The organism is Psychrobacter sp. JCM 18902, from assembly GCF_904846615.1.
Lineage (GTDB): Bacteria > Pseudomonadota > Gammaproteobacteria > Pseudomonadales > Moraxellaceae > Psychrobacter.
On the sequence record NZ_CAJHBK010000001.1, the window covers coordinates 905,116 to 920,604 of the forward strand.

Annotated in this window: 14 protein-coding genes; 10 read left to right on the forward strand and 4 right to left on the reverse strand. The window is 43.1% G+C overall.

Features of this window, described 5'->3' with window-relative positions; translation table 11 throughout:
• Window positions 1-10: 10 nt before the first annotated feature.
• Entirely contained in the window at window positions 11-2,611 is a 2,601-nt protein-coding gene (gene pepN, locus JMY05_RS03730) for an aminopeptidase N (protein WP_201615331.1), read from the forward strand.
• A gap of 115 nt (window positions 2,612-2,726) precedes the next feature.
• On the opposite strand, the gene JMY05_RS03735 is transcribed toward pepN, so the two are convergent.
• Entirely contained in the window at window positions 2,727-3,809 is a 1,083-nt protein-coding gene (locus JMY05_RS03735) for a 3-deoxy-7-phosphoheptulonate synthase (protein WP_045446373.1), read from the reverse strand.
• 427 nt (window positions 3,810-4,236) lie between these two features.
• Between JMY05_RS03735 and lpxB the strand changes: the two genes are divergently transcribed.
• From lpxB to JMY05_RS03750, 3 genes are all read left to right on the forward strand, one after another.
• The gene (gene lpxB, locus JMY05_RS03740) at window positions 4,237-5,544 is read left to right on the forward strand and encodes a lipid-A-disaccharide synthase (protein ID WP_227678095.1); all 1,308 of its coding nucleotides are present in this window, start codon (window positions 4,237-4,239) and stop codon (window positions 5,542-5,544) included.
• A gap of 73 nt (window positions 5,545-5,617) precedes the next feature.
• On the forward strand, window positions 5,618-6,472 hold the full coding sequence (locus JMY05_RS03745) for a ribonuclease HII (protein ID WP_045446376.1): 855 nt from the start codon (window positions 5,618-5,620) through the stop codon (window positions 6,470-6,472).
• Window positions 6,473-6,744: 272 nt separating this feature from the next.
• Window positions 6,745-7,974: a CAP domain-containing protein gene (locus JMY05_RS03750; protein WP_045446379.1), complete on the forward strand. Its 1,230-nt coding sequence runs from the start codon at window positions 6,745-6,747 to the stop codon at window positions 7,972-7,974.
• Between the two features lie 286 nt (window positions 7,975-8,260).
• Here the strand turns inward: JMY05_RS03750 and JMY05_RS03755 are convergent, their stop codons facing one another.
• On the reverse strand, window positions 8,261-8,926 hold the full coding sequence (locus JMY05_RS03755) for a DUF924 family protein (protein WP_045446382.1): 666 nt from the start codon (window positions 8,924-8,926) through the stop codon (window positions 8,261-8,263).
• A gap of 90 nt (window positions 8,927-9,016) precedes the next feature.
• Between JMY05_RS03755 and JMY05_RS03760 the strand changes: the two genes are divergently transcribed.
• Together JMY05_RS03760 and JMY05_RS03765 are read left to right on the forward strand one after the other, a co-directional pair.
• Complete coding sequence (locus tag JMY05_RS03760) at window positions 9,017-10,255, forward strand: carboxynorspermidine decarboxylase (protein WP_045446385.1); 1,239 nt, start codon at window positions 9,017-9,019, stop codon at window positions 10,253-10,255.
• A 285-nt stretch (window positions 10,256-10,540) separates the two neighbouring features.
• Window positions 10,541-11,815 carry a saccharopine dehydrogenase family protein gene (locus JMY05_RS03765; protein WP_201614199.1) on the forward strand — a complete coding sequence of 425 codons (1,275 nt, stop codon included), beginning with the start codon at window positions 10,541-10,543 and terminating at the stop codon, window positions 11,813-11,815.
• A gap of 104 nt (window positions 11,816-11,919) precedes the next feature.
• Here JMY05_RS03765 and htpX read toward each other — a convergent pair whose 3' ends face one another.
• Window positions 11,920-12,834 carry a protease HtpX gene (htpX, locus tag JMY05_RS03770; protein ID WP_055124936.1) on the reverse strand — a complete coding sequence of 305 codons (915 nt, stop codon included), beginning with the start codon at window positions 12,832-12,834 and terminating at the stop codon, window positions 11,920-11,922.
• A 325-nt stretch (window positions 12,835-13,159) separates the two neighbouring features.
• On the opposite strand from htpX, the gene JMY05_RS03775 reads away from it, so the two are divergent.
• The 4 genes from JMY05_RS03775 to JMY05_RS03790 all read left to right on the forward strand — a co-directional run bounded on the left by JMY05_RS03775 (window position 13,160) and on the right by JMY05_RS03790 (window position 15,236).
• Window positions 13,160-13,621: a methyltransferase family protein gene (locus tag JMY05_RS03775; RefSeq protein WP_045446388.1), complete on the forward strand. Its 462-nt coding sequence runs from the start codon at window positions 13,160-13,162 to the stop codon at window positions 13,619-13,621.
• 61 nt (window positions 13,622-13,682) lie between these two features.
• A complete protein-coding gene (locus tag JMY05_RS03780; protein WP_045446391.1) occupies window positions 13,683-14,012 on the forward strand; it encodes a DHCW motif cupin fold protein in 330 nt (109 codons plus the stop codon).
• Window positions 14,013-14,085: 73 nt separating this feature from the next.
• Window positions 14,086-14,901 carry a PhzF family phenazine biosynthesis protein gene (locus JMY05_RS03785; RefSeq protein WP_045446394.1) on the forward strand — a complete coding sequence of 272 codons (816 nt, stop codon included), beginning with the start codon at window positions 14,086-14,088 and terminating at the stop codon, window positions 14,899-14,901.
• Window positions 14,902-14,903: 2 nt separating this feature from the next.
• A complete protein-coding gene (locus tag JMY05_RS03790) occupies window positions 14,904-15,236 on the forward strand; it encodes a YnfA family protein (protein ID WP_201553890.1) in 333 nt (110 codons plus the stop codon).
• Window positions 15,237-15,324: 88 nt separating this feature from the next.
• Here JMY05_RS03790 and JMY05_RS13945 read toward each other — a convergent pair whose 3' ends face one another.
• Window positions 15,325-15,447 (reverse strand): hypothetical protein, encoded by a 123-nt coding sequence (locus JMY05_RS13945; protein ID WP_020443648.1) that lies wholly within the window; start codon window positions 15,445-15,447, stop codon window positions 15,325-15,327.
• Window positions 15,448-15,489 lie beyond the last annotated feature (42 nt).

Genomic DNA, 15,489 nt, shown 5'->3' on the forward strand with positions numbered 1-15,489 from the left:
TAATCCTGATATGCCAGATGTGCCACCGCATGCACCAAGTAAAATTAATTTAAAAGATTACCAGAAACCTAGCTTTGATGTGGAAACGGTTGATTTAGATATTAAACTGTTCGAAAATCATGCGCAGGTAGACAGCACTCTGAAGATGGTACGTCAAACAGCAGGAGATCTCGTATTATTCGGTGAAGAGTTGGAACTGATCGCCATTACAATGAATGGTAAGCCATTGATGGCTGAGGATTATCAACAACAAGCAGGCACGTTGACGATTGCTAATGTACCTGATGAGGTTGTTTTAGAGATTCAAGTACGCATCTGTCCGCAGACCAATACCGCACTTGAAGGGTTCTATATGGCGGGAAGTGGTGATGAGACGATGTTTGTCACCCAGTGCGAGCCTGAAGGTTTTCGTAAAATCACCTTTTATCCAGACCGCCCCGATGTATTGGCGATATTTACTACGCGTCTTGAGGCGGATAAGCGTTATCCAACACTATTGGCCAATGGTAACTTGGTCGAAGCGGATAAGGTGGCAGATGCCCCAGACCGTCATTATGCGATATGGCATGATCCAACCAATAAGCCAAGCTATCTATTTGCCTGTGTTGTCGCTGATTTAGACGTATTGACGGATTCTTATACCACCAGCGAAGGTCGTGAGGTGTTGCTGGAAATATACGCAAAGTTTGCTGACATTGATAAATGTGATGTCGGTATGCAAGCGTTGAAAGATTCGATGAAATGGGATGAGGTCAATTATGGTCGTGCCTACGATTTAGATCGCTATATGATTGTTGCCGTGAGTCAATTTAATATGGGTGCGATGGAAAACAAAGGTCTGAATATTTTTAATACCGCTTGTGTGTTATCCAGTCCTGAGACGACAACGGACTCGCGTAGCTTTAGTGTGAAAGCCATCATTGCCCATGAGTATTTTCATAACTGGACGGGCAATCGCATCACTTGCCGTGATTGGTTTCAATTGTGCTTAAAAGAAGGCTTTACTGTTTACCGCGATCAATCATTCTCAGCGGATCAGCAGTCGAGTGCCGTACAGCGTATCGATGATGTGGCGACATTGCGTGCTCATCAGTTTGCGGAGGATGCAGGACCACTGGCACACCCGGTACGCCCTGAGAGTTTTGTCGAGATTAATAATTTTTATACGACGACTGTTTATGAGAAAGGCGCTGAAATCGTACGCATGATTGCCAATACGTTAGGAGCCGAGAACTTTCGTAAAGGCACGGATGAGTATTTCCGTCGTTATGATGGGCAAGCGGTGACGGTTGAGGACTTTTTATCTGCGCTTAGCATCACTGATAGCAAGATTGAAAGCTTTATCGACTGGTATCGTCAGCCGGGCACACCAATGGTGTCTGGTCATCAATATTATGACCATGCAGCGCAGACACTGACGATTACGTTAAGTCAGCAAACCCGTCATGTCAGTGGCTTTGCTGCGCCAAAACCTTTGCCTATTCCGGTCGCGACGGCGCTATTTGATAAAGACACTGGTGACATTGTGGCTGAGCGTATGCTGCTACTCGATCAAGCCACGCAAACCTTTACCTTCGAACATGTAGCGCGTGAGCCTGTTGTATCTTTGCTACGTGATTTTAGTGCGCCAGTACAGCTCAATTATGATTATCAAGATGCAGATTTGGCATTTTTGCTCAAACATGAAACCAATGGTTTTAACCGCTGGCAAGTGACGCAGATGCTGGTCAATCGTATCTTGTTGCAAGGTCAAGGCGAGAAGAGCAGTCCTGATATCTATCTGCAAGCACTAGCGCAGACATTGCCTGTACTCGCGGCTGAGGATGCGATGTTGGCTGCCCGCTTGCTTGATATTCCATCAGCGCAAGAGCTGGCGTCTGCTATTCATAAAGATTACGATCCAGCATTGGTGAAAGCGCAGCGCGACGACTTGTATCAGCAGCTTGTAGAGGCGCTAAACGATCAATGGGCTGAGCTTTATAAGCAGTTACCTATGCAGGCTTATGAAGATAGTGCCGAAGCTCGTGGCACCCGTGCCTTGCGTAATGTGGTGCTCGATATGGCGCTGACCGCAAATGTCGATGGCGCAGATAAATGGGCGCAGCAGCAGTATAATGATGCAAGCTGTATGACGGAGCGTTTCGGCGCGTTGAAAGCGATGGTCAATCATCAACTGCTAAATGCTGATGAGTATTTAGCGGACTTTTATAATCGCTTCCAAAATAATGATTTGGTCATCGATTTATGGTTTAGTGTGCAAGCGTCTGCTGATGCTGTGACCGCTGATACTATCCAATCCTTGATCGCTCACGCAGATTTTGATTGGAATACGCCCAATCGTGTACGCTCAGTGGTCAGCGCCTTCACCTCGCAGCCAACGGCTTTATGGACGGCAGAAGGGTTAGAGCTTTATATTGGTGTGATTAAAAAGTTGGATGATGCCAATCCTGTTTTGGCGTCGCGCTTATTGCAAGTGCTAGCGCGTTGGAATACCTTGGCTGAGCCACGTCGTCAAATGGCGCATGAGCGGTTGATTGAGTTGCAAAAGCAGGCTTCTTCTAAGCATGTACTTGAAAGTCTAAACAGTGTTTTAGGTGCAGCGAGTGAGTAGGTTAAACGACCTTGCACCCGAATTGAAAGCATAAAAAAATCCCGTCCAACATTATTATGTCGGACGGGATTTTTTTATACTTGGCTTATAGTAATTAACTATAAGCCAATGACGACTAGCGGTTAGGCAAAACGTCTTTGACCATATCACGTAGATTATACAGGGCAGTGACCGTACTATCCCAATCTAAGCAACCATCAGTGATAGACTTGCCGTATTCGAGCTGACTTAAGTCAGCCGTCAGTTTTTGATTGCCGCCCTTTAGATGACTCTCAATCATCATACCAATGATAGATTTATTGCCGTTTTGAATTTGTTCCGCAACGTTTTGGATAACCATCGGCTGTAGATATGGGTCTTTACCTGAGTTGGCATGGCTTGAGTCAATCATAATCTTGCTATTGGTTTTACCTTTTGCCAGCTCGTTTTCCACTTGTGCAACCGCAGTTTCGTCATAGTTGGGCTTGCCGTTACCACCGCGAAGTACCACATGCGCGTAAGGATTGCCTTTAGACTTGATGATTGAGACTTTGCCATCTGCTGACAAACCCAAGAAGCTATGACCTTCTTTTACGGCTTGCATTGCGTTAACAGCGACTGTCATGCCGCCATCTGTTCCATTCTTGAAGCCTACTGGGCATGATAAGCCTGAACTCATTTCACGATGCGTTTGGCTCTCAGTGGTACGTGCGCCAATCGCTGACCAGCTGATCAAATCCTGCATGTACTGCGGGGTATTCGGGTCTAATGCTTCGGTGGCGCAAGGAAGACCTTTTTCATTCAAATCGAGCAGTAGCTTACGGGCAGTACGCAGACCTTTTTCGATATCGAAGCTGTCGTTCATATCAGGGTCATTAATCATGCCTTTCCAGCCAACGGTTGTGCGCGGCTTTTCAAAATATACGCGCATCACCACAAACACGCTATCTTCGATTTCTTTTGCTAATATGGCCAAACGATCGGCATATTCGTGAGCGGCTTTGATATCATGAATAGAGCAGGGGCCGATGACCACAAAGAGGCGCTTGTCTTTACCGTCCAAGATGTTTTGGATGGTATTACGACCGTTTAATACGGTTTTATAGGCTGCATCTGATAAAGGTAGCTCAGTTTTTAGCTCAGCGGGAGTGATCAAAGGAATGAACTTTTCAATATTCACGTCGTCAATATCTGCATTATGGGTAACTGATGTTGTCATGGTTATATATCGTCTAGCTGATTTATAGGGAGTTTCATTATGCGGACAAAAGTGTTGGTTGACAAGGGCAGTCGCGCAGTTAATTGACTGATAACTGGAATGAGGAAACCAAAACTTAGTTATACTTGTTCAGCGCCAATCGTAGATGAGCGCTTCAACAAGCAAGATTGTTACTCAATTTATCTGTCCGTATAGAAAAACGAATTAACCCGTTAAGTGGTCATTTCTGGCTTTTATCAGCTAATTTAGCTATTTGTATCATCGTCACGTATGATGACAATATAAAAGGTATGACGATAAAATAGTGAGTATGGCGAATGCTTAGGTATCACAGAGCTTTCGCGCAGATTTTATGCGTCGTATTTTATAATAATCATTCATTTATTTTATATGCATTTATTGTATTTTTTAATATCGAGAGCTTGTCATGACAGATTCTGCTACGCCTGATCAATATCATAACCTTATAGACCAAACAGAGACTGAAATTCGAAGTGCTGAATTACAGACTGTGCCATTGGTCATCGGTATCGTCGCAGGTGAGGTGTCAGGGGATAGCTTGGGTGCAGACTTCATGCAGCAGATGAATAATCTACGTGGTGATATTGTGTGGGTCGGCGTCGGTGGTACAAAGATGCAAGCGCAAGGGCTGCACAGCATTTTTCCGCTAGAGCGTTTGGCGGTGATGGGTTTGGTAGAAGTTATGGCGCAATTGCCTGACCTGCTTAAAGCTCGCCGTGAATTACTGAGCGCATTTAAAGCCGCTGATATTGATTGGTTTATTGGCATTGATGCGCCTGATTTTAATCTTAGAGTGGCTAAAAAGTTAAAACCGCAAGGCGTATTCTGCGTGCAGTATGTGAGCCCTTCTATTTGGGCATGGCGTGAGTCACGTATTCATAATATTAAAGCGGCGACCGACCTTGTGTTGTGTTTGTTCCCCTTTGAGCTGTCCGTTTATGAGCGTCATAATCATCCAGCAATATGTGTTGGTCATCCACTGTTGCGTACGATCGATCAAAAATTATTAGAGACACCGATCAATCAGCGCCGTAGTGAGCTGGTTTGGCACAACGATGGCTTGCAGCAGTTTTTTATTGAACGATTTGACGATGTCAGCCAGCTTATTTGTGTAATGCCAGGCTCTCGTCGCGGTGAAATCACGGCTATTTTGCCATTGATGTTAGATGGTATTCAAAAGTTGATATTGCTCGACCCCAAGCTGTGCTTTATCATTCCGACCGTCGACCAGAATCACCAATACATCGTTCAAGATGTTATTGATCAGCGCTCAGAGCAACTACGTGCTGCCATCGTTGTAGTTTATGATGATAGCCAGCCAGCTTTTAGTCAGCACGCGATGGCAGCCTCAGATATTGTGATGCTGGCATCTGGCACTGCAACCCTAGAGGCGATGCTATTAGAGCGACCGATGGTGGTGGTTTATCAATTAAATAAGCTCACCTATCAGATTGCCAAACGCTTGGTCAAAGTGCCTTATGTGGCGCTGCCCAACATTTTGGCTGATACTGCAATCGTTCCTGAGCTGATTCAAGAGCAGGCGAGTGGCGACAATATCTGTCGTACGGTCATGCGGCTACTGCAACCGCGTGCCTATGCTGAGCAATTAAGAGATCTCGTCGCCACCAAGCACTTATTACAACAGCAGAGTAATCATGATCCCGCTAATAGTGTGATTGAGCAATGGTTTATCCAAGAGAAACATCGGATTTAAGCCATTATTGATTGCGATCATTTCTTCTTCTATTAATTACAAAGATACCTAATAACAAAGATACCGCACCCCTATGAGTAACCAGTACCAAACCGACAACTCTGTCACCCCGATCGAAGTAAGTATTGAGCAAATTGATATCAAAGGTCAATATCTACAGTTGGTTGAGCCTATTCGTTTATCGGGTCAGGTAGATATTGATGAGCTACTTACTCAGTATCCGATCAAGGTGGAACAAGGCTTACAGCAGTCAACGCTACAAATAGGCGTTGATGAAGCAGGACGTGGGCCGTTGCTCGGTAGCGTCAATGTGGCTGCTGCGATATTGCCTGAAACTTGGTCAGGATTGATTGAGATGCAGCCATTAAAAGACACGCCATTATCTATCTTGACGGACTCCAAACAGCTGAGTGAAAAGAAGCGTGACCGCCTTTATCCATTGGTTCAGCAGCATGCTATTGGTTATGTTGTCGCTGAGATCCCAGCAGCGGTCATCGATCAAGTCAATATCTTGCAAGCGACGATGCTCGGTATGCGCTTATGTGCCGAAGTATTGTTAAAAGCCATTGCTCATCATCTTGTCAACTCTATGAGGCAGGTCGAAGTTTTGTTCGATGGTAATCGCTGCCCTGAATTAAATGAGGCAATGCTCGCTGAACTGGGTATAGAAAAATCGACTATCGATTGCCAAGCATGGGTAAAGGGCGATGCGCGTCATACCAGCATTGCTGCCGCCAGTATATTGGCTAAAGTCAGTCGTGACAAAGCCATGTATGCGCTTGATGCTGAGCATCCAGAATACGGTATCGCCAAACATAAAGGTTATCCAACACGCGCACACGTAGAGGCAATCGAAAAATACGGCGTATTATCTGCGCATAGACGTAGTTTTGCACCAGTCAGAAAGTCATTAGAGAAAGCCACTTAAGAACAAAGCACTTAAAAATAAACGTTGAGCTGAGCATGCTTCTTTAAAATAGCCTAAGCGGAAATAGTCATGACTAAAAATAAGACAGTCTATAATGAACGTATCAGTCTTCAACAAACACCAAGTAAAATTTTTTGGACTGTATTACAATGCCATTACAAATAAATTCAATACTGTGATATTAGCAGCTTAAGTCTACTTAGCTTATGTACCCATACTTAACGCTGGCATTTATTGACTTATATACGCGCTACTATTCTATAGGATAAAAAATGACGCTCAGTACGCTATTAATCAGTACGCCACAGAAAAATCTTGCTGCAGTGCTTTTTTTGACAGTATTTATAACGGCTTGTGGTGGGGGCGGTGGTGGCTCTGATAGCAGCTCTAATACCAATGCGCCAAGCCCGAACCCACCTGCTATCGAGCCAAACGAGCAGCCCAATGATAATACAAGTGACAATTCAAGCGATAATGTTGACGACCAACTTGATAGCACTACTGCTACTAATGAGGTAAAGGCTGCATTAATTGCCAACAATAAGTTCAGTTTGGCACGTACCAGCTGTGGTCTGAGCGGCTTATCTGTTGATACCGCGCTTGATGATGTTGCCATTAAACATGCAAGTTATATTAAATATGTCTTTGCCAATAGCTCACCGACCGCATTCAGTGCGCATTACGAAAATAAGATTGCAGATATTTCTGGCGTTACCAGTAACAATAATCCATTTTTTGGTGGGTTAAGTTTTACCGATCGCTTATCAAACGCAAATTATCCAAATGTACGATATGGTGTGACTGAGAATATCGCCCAATCTATCCACTATAGTTCAGCAGGCAATCTTATTCGCTCGGATGTTGTGGCAGGCTCGATGGCAAAGTCCCTGCTGGCAGCACCTTACCATTTGCGTTCATTAATGATGCCTAGTGCAAGCGTGACGGGTGCTGGCGTGGTTATCTATAAGCCATACAATAAAGAGGCGGCGAATAACCAAGGTTATGTATTGGTCAGCCATGCAGCAGCGACCCAAGCGACTAAAGATAATACGGTTAAAGGCGTATTTACTTATCCATGTGAAGGCGTGACGGATACAGTAACCGCGCTATATAATGAGACGCCAGATCCTGTCAAGCATACAGGGCGTGACTTGCGAGTGGATCCTATCGGACAACCTATTTATATCAATATGCCATCTGCTCAAACGATTGATATCAGCAATGTGATATTCCATGATATCCAGCGAAATATCGATGTACCGATTGAGCTGCTAGACTATCGCCAAGATCCCTATGAAAATACAGCAAATGCACTACCAGCAAACGAGGCTTTTATATTACCAATCACTGATAATTTAAAAAGCTGCCAGATTGCCAGTAAAAAAGGCAAAAACTGTGGTTTACATGGCAACAGTGACTACCGTGTCAGCTTTGATATTTTAGTGGATAATAAAACTATCGAGCGTGAGAGCTTTACCTTTACGACAGGGATAGTGAATTAATAATTAGGTGAACTAAGACGTGTTCTTAATCTGAATAAAAACACCAATCTCAACGAAAGTATCTAAAGAGTAAGTAAAATAAAGCAAGGGCTGAACCAGTTATCTGATTCAGCCCTTGCTTGATTATTATAGTCAATCCATTGCACTATAAAGAAGTTCGGCGTTCCTCTCGCTTGAAATATATATATGCCTATACTTGGTTGCCTTGTACTTCACCCTTATTTTGAGTCAAAGTAACTATATTGCAATAAACCATATTGCAATCAATCATATAAATATATAAGCGCTAAAACGATGAGTTCGGTTGTTGCAAGAAGGCTTCTTCTTCATCCGTTGACTCGCGATCTAAAATGTCATTGCGATGCGGATAGCGACCGAATTGCTCAATGATATCTTTATGACGATTTTCGAAATCCAGCGTATTGTCATCATGTAATTTTTCAAACAATGGTAAGTAGCGCTTATGGATCATCAATGATTCAGAATGCATAAATGGCATGATGATAAACTTGCGCCATTCAGTCGGTAATGTATCAAAGTGTGGTTGTCCAATAGCCTCTTGTGCCAATGCGATAGCCATACTATCTTGTGCAAAAGCGCCTGCTTGCCCACGACATAAATTACGCGAAAACTGATCTAAGACAATAATTTCTGCTAGTCTGCCTGCCAAAGCGGTGATGGAGCTATTGCTATCGGTTGGCGCGTTTGCGCTACGCCATGTCACGCATTCACCTTGTTTTGCCGCTTGCCAAATATCAGCAAACTTGTCTTTTATTTGCTTATCAAAAGTATCATTTTGCGCAAACCAATATTGCTCATTGTCTTTGTCGAACCAAAACTCCAGTACTGCACGCGCATTAGCATCAAGATGTTCTAAATGAATATTTTTTGGGTCGAGCTGCGATGAATAAGCTTGGCTAGTAGCAGTGGAATAATCGGTTGATAGTGACATAAGATATTCTAATTATGATGAATTTAGTCTACTATAGCGCAAATATTTATGTCTGTCATGATGCCAACAGCAGCTATTAGGTAACCTCTTATGAATGCAAAAACTTCGCTAAACACCAACCAATCACCTCTACCTCCCACGCCTTATTATTTGCTCGATGAAGCGGCAATCGTTGCCAATATGCAGATTATCTCACGGCTGTGTGAGCTATCAGGCGCTAAAGCATTATTGGCACTCAAATGCTTTGCAACTTGGGGCGTGTTTGATGTGATGCAGCCTTATTTGCACGGCACAACGTCATCTTCGCTCAATGAAGTTAGACTTGGCTACGAGACTTTTGGTAAAGGTAAAGACAGTGATAATAAAAAAGAAACTCATGCGTATAGCGTCGCCTATAGCGCTGATGAGATCGATGAAGTATTGAGCTATGCTGATAAAATTATCTTTAACTCTATCTCACAGTTAAATGCTTTTAAAGGTCAAGCGGCGGCAAAAAACATCCCTGTCGGTCTACGATTGAACCCTAAGACCAGTAATTCATCGTTTATAATCGCTGATCCTGCGCGTCCTTTTAGCCGTTTGGGTGAACATGATAAAAACAAGATTGCAGCGGTACTTGATGACATTACTGGGGTAATGATTCATAACAACTGCGAAAATGACAGCTTTGAAGCCTTTAGTGCCAGCTTGGCAGATATTGAAGACAGATTTGGTGATATTTTAGCGCAGCTTGAGTGGGTGAGTTTGGGCGGTGGTATTCACTTTATCGCGCCTGATTATCCACTAGAAAAACTGGCTGACAGGTTAAAAGGCTTTAGTGAAAAATATGGGGTGCAAGTTTATCTTGAACCGGGTGAGGCAAGTATCCATGGTGCTGGGTCATTGGTCACGACTGTCTTAGATACTATGCACAACGAAAAAAATCTCGCTGTAGTAGATTCATCCATTGAAGCGCACATGCTTGATTTGTTAATTTACCGTGAGTCAGCGCCGATAGCGGCTGTTAATAGTGATTTAATGAATATTGCCTCTCTTGATATCGACCCTACCAATATCGCACCCATCAGCGAGAACGCTAAGTCAGCTGATAATACCATTATTTATGGTCGTTCTTGCTTAGCAGGTGATATTTTTGGTGAGTATGCCTTGCCAAATAACCTAAAAATAGGTGACACCGTGACCTTTGGTAATGCCGCAGGTTATACCATGGTGAAAAAGAACTGGTTCAATGGTGTTAATATGCCGGCGATTGTGATTCGTCGTCTAGATGGCAGTATAGATGTGCAGCGCGAATTTGATTATCAAGATTACAAAGCCAGCTTATCTTGATTTAGTTGTGTCGGCAAATTTATTTAAATTTTATAAATCAAAGACTTAAGTTCGTTTTTAGATGACTTCAACTCGTCTGTTTTTTATACATTATTTTTACCGATGACTTCATAAAAATTGTTATAATCGCCACGGGCAAAAGCCAACAATCAAATGGTGCTTTGCCCGACGGGTGCGTGGGTTTTCCTCGGTCTTCCTTTTTAATTCACGCATATCATTCACTCGTTTCTGTTTTGACTCGCCACTATCGATGGTATCGACAGAGACACAAAGGAGGATTGTTCATTGAACACAAACCAACAAGCCAAATCTAGAAAAAAAGACGTACTCATCATCGGAGCCGGCGGTGTCGCTCAAGTGGTCGCGCATAAATGTGCGATGCATAACGATATCCTTGGCGAGATTCATATTGCCTCGCGCACGCAAGATAAATGTGATGCCATCGCCCAAAGCGTGAAAGATAAGAATAGCTTCAAGCAGCCTGCAGTATTGCATACGCATAAAGTGGATGCTATGGATACTCAGGCGCTGATACAGCTGATTCAAGAGTCGGGTATCCAGATCGTCATCAATGTCGGTTCGGCATTTATCAATATGACGGTATTGGAAGCTTGTATCGAGACAGGTGTTGCTTATATCGATACTGCCATTCACGAAGATCCACGCAAGATTTGCGAGACGCCGCCATGGTATGACAATTACGAATGGCAGCGCAAACAGCGCTGTGCGGACAATAATGTCACGGCGATTTTGGGCGCAGGATTTGACCCCGGTATGGTCAACGCCTATGCGCGTCTTGGCTATGACATGATGGATGCAGGTTCGGTGACGGATATTGATATCATTGATATCAATGCTGGCAGCCACGGCAAATACTTCGCTACTAACTTCGATCCTGAGATTAACTTCCGTGAATTTACCGGTACGGTTTACTCTTGGCAGGACAGCAAGTGGCAGTCTAATAAAATGTTCGAAGTGAAGCGTACTGACGATTTACCAGTGGTTGGCGTGCAAAACAGTTACTTAAGTGGTCATGATGAAGTGCATTCGTTATCCGCCAATTTAGACGTACCAAATATTCGTTTTTGGATGGGCTTTGGTGAGCATTATATTAATGTATTCACTGTGCTACAAAGTTTGGGTCTACTCTCTGAGCAGCCAGTGATGACTGCTGAAGGGCAAGAAGTAATTCCGTTAAAAGTGGTCAAAGCGGTACTGCCAGACCCAAGTTCTCTTGCACCGAACTATACGGGCAAGACCTGCATCGGTGACAAAGTCAAAGGCAAAATCAACGGCGTCGATAGCGAGGTATTTATTTACAATATCTCAGATCATAAAGACGCTTATAACGAAGTTGGTAGCCAAGGTATCTCTTATACCGCAGGCGTACCACCCGTCGCTGCTGCGATTCTGGTCGCAACTGGTGAGTGGGATGCTGGCAAGATGGTCAACGTCGAAGAGTTGGATGCCAAGCCATTTATCAATCTATTGAATAAGATTGGTTTGCCAACGCGTATCAAAGATAGCGAAGGCGACAGAGCGTTAGCGTTTGATATTTAAATAACGAGTTTGATTTAGAAAAGCCTATCTTTTATAGATAGGCTTTTTTTATGTCTGGGTTTTTACGTTAATCTTACGAGGAAGTAGGGGAGCTGATCCTGTCATTACCCCTCACTAGGGTTATAATTTCTCAATGCTGCAATACGATCATCAAGCGTTGGATGCGAGCGGAAAAGGTTTGCGATACTAAAGCCTGTAGATTGTCCTGATGAAATAGCAAATGCTTTCATACTCTCAGGCATTTGATCTGGACGCTGCTCAGAAGGACGTAAAGCATCAAGCGCACTAATCATTTTGTCTTTGCTAGCAAGCTTTGCACCCATCTGATCCGCACGGAATTCGCGTAGACGTGAGAACCACATTACGATGGCAGATGCCAAAAATCCAAGTAAAATATCCATCACAATACTCGTGATGAAGTAACCAATACCTGGGCTATCACTGGTGTTTTTAAACACCGTCCGATCGACGAAGCTACCAATAATACGCGCAAAGAACATCACAAAGGCATTCACTACGCCTTGAATGAGCGCAAGGGTGACCATATCACCGTTTGCCACGTGACCAATTTCATGCGCCAATACCGCTTCTACTTCATCGGGTGTCATGCTTTGCAGTAAGCCAGATGAAACAGCGACTAACGCTTTGTTTTTATTCCAGCCTGTGGCAAACGCGTTTGGCTGAGAATTATTAAAAATCCCCACTTCTGGCATGCCAATATTTACCGCTCGCGCTTGTCTGGCGACCGTATCTACCAGCCATTTTTCAGTGGCATTGCTTGGCGTTTCAATAACCACCGTTCCCGTTGATCTTTTGGCCATCCACTTCGAGATAAATAGTGATACCATCGAACCAACCATGCCGTACACGCCGCACATAATGGCAAGGCTGGTGTAATTTAGCCCGCCTGCGCCATGTACGCCACCAATTCCAAAAAATCTGGATAAAATACCAAACACGATGCTAAATACCACAATCACCGCTAAGTTGGTTAATAAGAACAATCCGATACGCATCATGATGCCAGTTTCCTCATTTAAATTTAAATACAACTTTAAGACATAATACTCTATGAGGTATTATATTTTTATATATGTTTTTACTTTACATAAATGGCGTTATTTTGATAAATAACAATCCCAGTTAACCGTATAAATACAGTGATATGGTTAGCGAGCAAAGAATAAAAATAAACGATAGCGACATCTAAAAGGTGAAAACAATTATTTTTTGACGGTTTAAATAGTCAAGGGCTAAAAGTAAAAATTAAAACGAAAATAGTGAGCAGGTATCATGAGCACTCACTGTTGAGGTTTTTCATTTAACGCTCTATGAGGTCTAATCATGAACGCTCTAGCACTTAAAGTCCCTCCAGTCGCCCAAGTGATTATTACCGCCGCTGCTATGTATGGTGTCTCTAAAATGGTTCCTGCTTTGACGTTCTCACTCAACGGCTCAATTGCACTGGCAGTGGCTTTGGGTCTGATGGGTCTGAGCTTAGGTATCATGGGTGTGACTCAATTTAGAATCGCTCAGACCACGCCCAATCCGCAAGCGTTAGAGAAGGTCTCTAGTTTAGTGACCAGCGGCGTATATCAGTATAGCCGCAATCCGATGTATGTGGGTCTGGTGCTTATACTATTAGGCTGGGCGTTCTATCTTTCTCACTTTCTAGCGTTTGTATTATTGCCTATTTTTATACTTTACATGACGCGCTTTCAAATCCAGCCAGAAGAGCGGATGATGGCACAGAAATTTGGCAAAACTTATCAGGATTATCTAAATAAAGTGCGGCGCTGGATTTGAGGTATAGTAAGTAAAGATTTTATGATAACTGAATGAACAATAAAATCAGGGAGATGACGTTATGGAAATGAAAAATATACCTTTTGCTATTACCGATTGGACGACAGTAGAAGCGGTAGAAAACAGAGGTGAAACGGGCACGGGGTATTGGAAGACTTGCGAATTTAACAATATCAATGTGCATATGGTTGAGTACTCCGCAGGCTACCTTGCTGATCACTGGTGCGATAAAGGACATATTTTATTCTGTGTTGAGGGCGAGTTGAACACTGAGTTAAAAGATGGTCGCACTTTCACCTTAACAGCGGGCATGACTTATCAAGTGGCGGACAATACGATTGCCCATCGTTCGTCAACGAAGATAGGCGCTAAGCTATTTATTGTTGATTGATATTGCCAGTAACACCATAAAATTCATAAAGCTATAAAACCATAGATCTATAAAAATAAAGCGAGAACATAAAATGCAGCTAGAAATCAATGTCATTGATGCTTTCACGGATACGGTTTTTAAGGGGAATTCAGCGGCAGTTGTTATCACTGATAACTGGCTCACTGATGATTTGATGCAGTCTATCGCTTTTGAGAATAACTTATCTGAGACAGGGTTTATCGTCTCTGATGATAAAAATATTTATCATATTCGCTGGTTTTCGCCCTTCACTGAGATTGCTTTTTGCGGGCATGGTACATTGGCATCAGCTTTTGTTTTATTCAACAAAAACCCTACTTTAACATCCATAAAGTTTTCTGCCAAAGCCGTTGGTATTTTGACAATCGTAAAAACGGACTCTGGTAAAATTCAAATGGATTTTCCAAACACAAAGCCTGAAAAAGTTTATGATATTCCGGATAGTTTGTTAGCGGGTTTCTCTATTGTACCCATTGAGGTTTACCGCAATGAGAAAGCCTATTTTGTCGTTTGTGAATCTGAGTCTGACGTATTCAATGTAGAGTGTGATAATGAGAAATTAAAAGAGTTGTTACCATTAAATGTGGTGGTGACTTGTCAGGCTGAATCGGACGCTTATAATCATTATGATTTTATATCACGATATTTTTGGTCAAATAATGGTGGCGGTGAAGACCCAGTAACTGGCTCAGTGCATACTGGTCTTGCACCATTATGGGCTGAGCGTTTGGGTAAAAATCACTTGGTCGCTTATCAAGCATCAAAACGAGGCGGTATTTTAGACTGTGTGGTCGCAGGTGACAGAGTAATGATTTCTGGCAATGCCGTACAATATATGACAGGTTTTATCACGATCGAGGAGTCATAGGGTTGACTGAATTAAAAACCTTTGGACTGTTTGCGCTGACCGCATTGGCAGAGATTGCGGGCTGCTATTTGCCTTATCTATGGTTGCGAGAAGGTAAGTCTATTTGGCTGCTTGTCCCTGGCGTACTAAGTTTGGTCGCTTTCGTTTGGCTGTTGTCTTTACATCCTGCTGCAGCTGGTAGAGTCTATGCGGCTTATGGCGGCGTGTATATTTCGATGGCTATTTTATGGTTGTGGACAGTGAATGGTATCAGGCCGACCACGTGGGATATAGTAGGTTCTGCGGTTGCGTTATTAGGCATGGCAATTATTATGTTTGCGCCGCGCGGTGCTTAGCATAAAGACCGCACCTAGCATAAAAAATGCCAATCAAACCGTGAGGTTCGATTGGCATTTTTTAAATGGCACAATGATGTACTAAATATTAATGTTTACCTAAGATACTGCCGTTGTCGTCTTTCTTAGATTGTTTGGCGGCTTTTTTCTCTTTTGCCGTTAATAGCGGTTTCTTTTTTACGTTCTTTTTACTGTCTTGACCTTTACTCATGGTTTTTTCCTCTTGAGATAAGCCGTAATACCTTTTAAGCCA

What these genes read in the sequence shown, in the direction of transcription:
- pepN (WP_201615331.1), top strand. Translation starts at nt 11, where the DNA reads ATGCCAGATGTGCCACCGCATGCACCAAGTAAAATTAATTTAAAAGAT.
- JMY05_RS03735 (WP_045446373.1), bottom strand. Translation starts at nt 3,809, where the DNA reads ATGACAACATCAGTTACCCATAATGCAGATATTGACGACGTGAATATT.
- lpxB (WP_227678095.1), top strand. Translation starts at nt 4,237, where the DNA reads ATGACAGATTCTGCTACGCCTGATCAATATCATAACCTTATAGACCAA.
- JMY05_RS03745 (WP_045446376.1), top strand. Translation starts at nt 5,618, where the DNA reads ATGAGTAACCAGTACCAAACCGACAACTCTGTCACCCCGATCGAAGTA.
- JMY05_RS03750 (WP_045446379.1), top strand. Translation starts at nt 6,745, where the DNA reads ATGACGCTCAGTACGCTATTAATCAGTACGCCACAGAAAAATCTTGCT.
- JMY05_RS03755 (WP_045446382.1), bottom strand. Translation starts at nt 8,926, where the DNA reads ATGTCACTATCAACCGATTATTCCACTGCTACTAGCCAAGCTTATTCA.
- JMY05_RS03760 (WP_045446385.1), top strand. Translation starts at nt 9,017, where the DNA reads ATGAATGCAAAAACTTCGCTAAACACCAACCAATCACCTCTACCTCCC.
- htpX (WP_055124936.1), bottom strand. Translation starts at nt 12,834, where the DNA reads ATGATGCGTATCGGATTGTTCTTATTAACCAACTTAGCGGTGATTGTG.
- JMY05_RS03775 (WP_045446388.1), top strand. Translation starts at nt 13,160, where the DNA reads ATGAACGCTCTAGCACTTAAAGTCCCTCCAGTCGCCCAAGTGATTATT.
- JMY05_RS03780 (WP_045446391.1), top strand. Translation starts at nt 13,683, where the DNA reads ATGGAAATGAAAAATATACCTTTTGCTATTACCGATTGGACGACAGTA.
- JMY05_RS03785 (WP_045446394.1), top strand. Translation starts at nt 14,086, where the DNA reads ATGCAGCTAGAAATCAATGTCATTGATGCTTTCACGGATACGGTTTTT.
- JMY05_RS13945 (WP_020443648.1), bottom strand. Translation starts at nt 15,447, where the DNA reads ATGAGTAAAGGTCAAGACAGTAAAAAGAACGTAAAAAAGAAACCGCTA.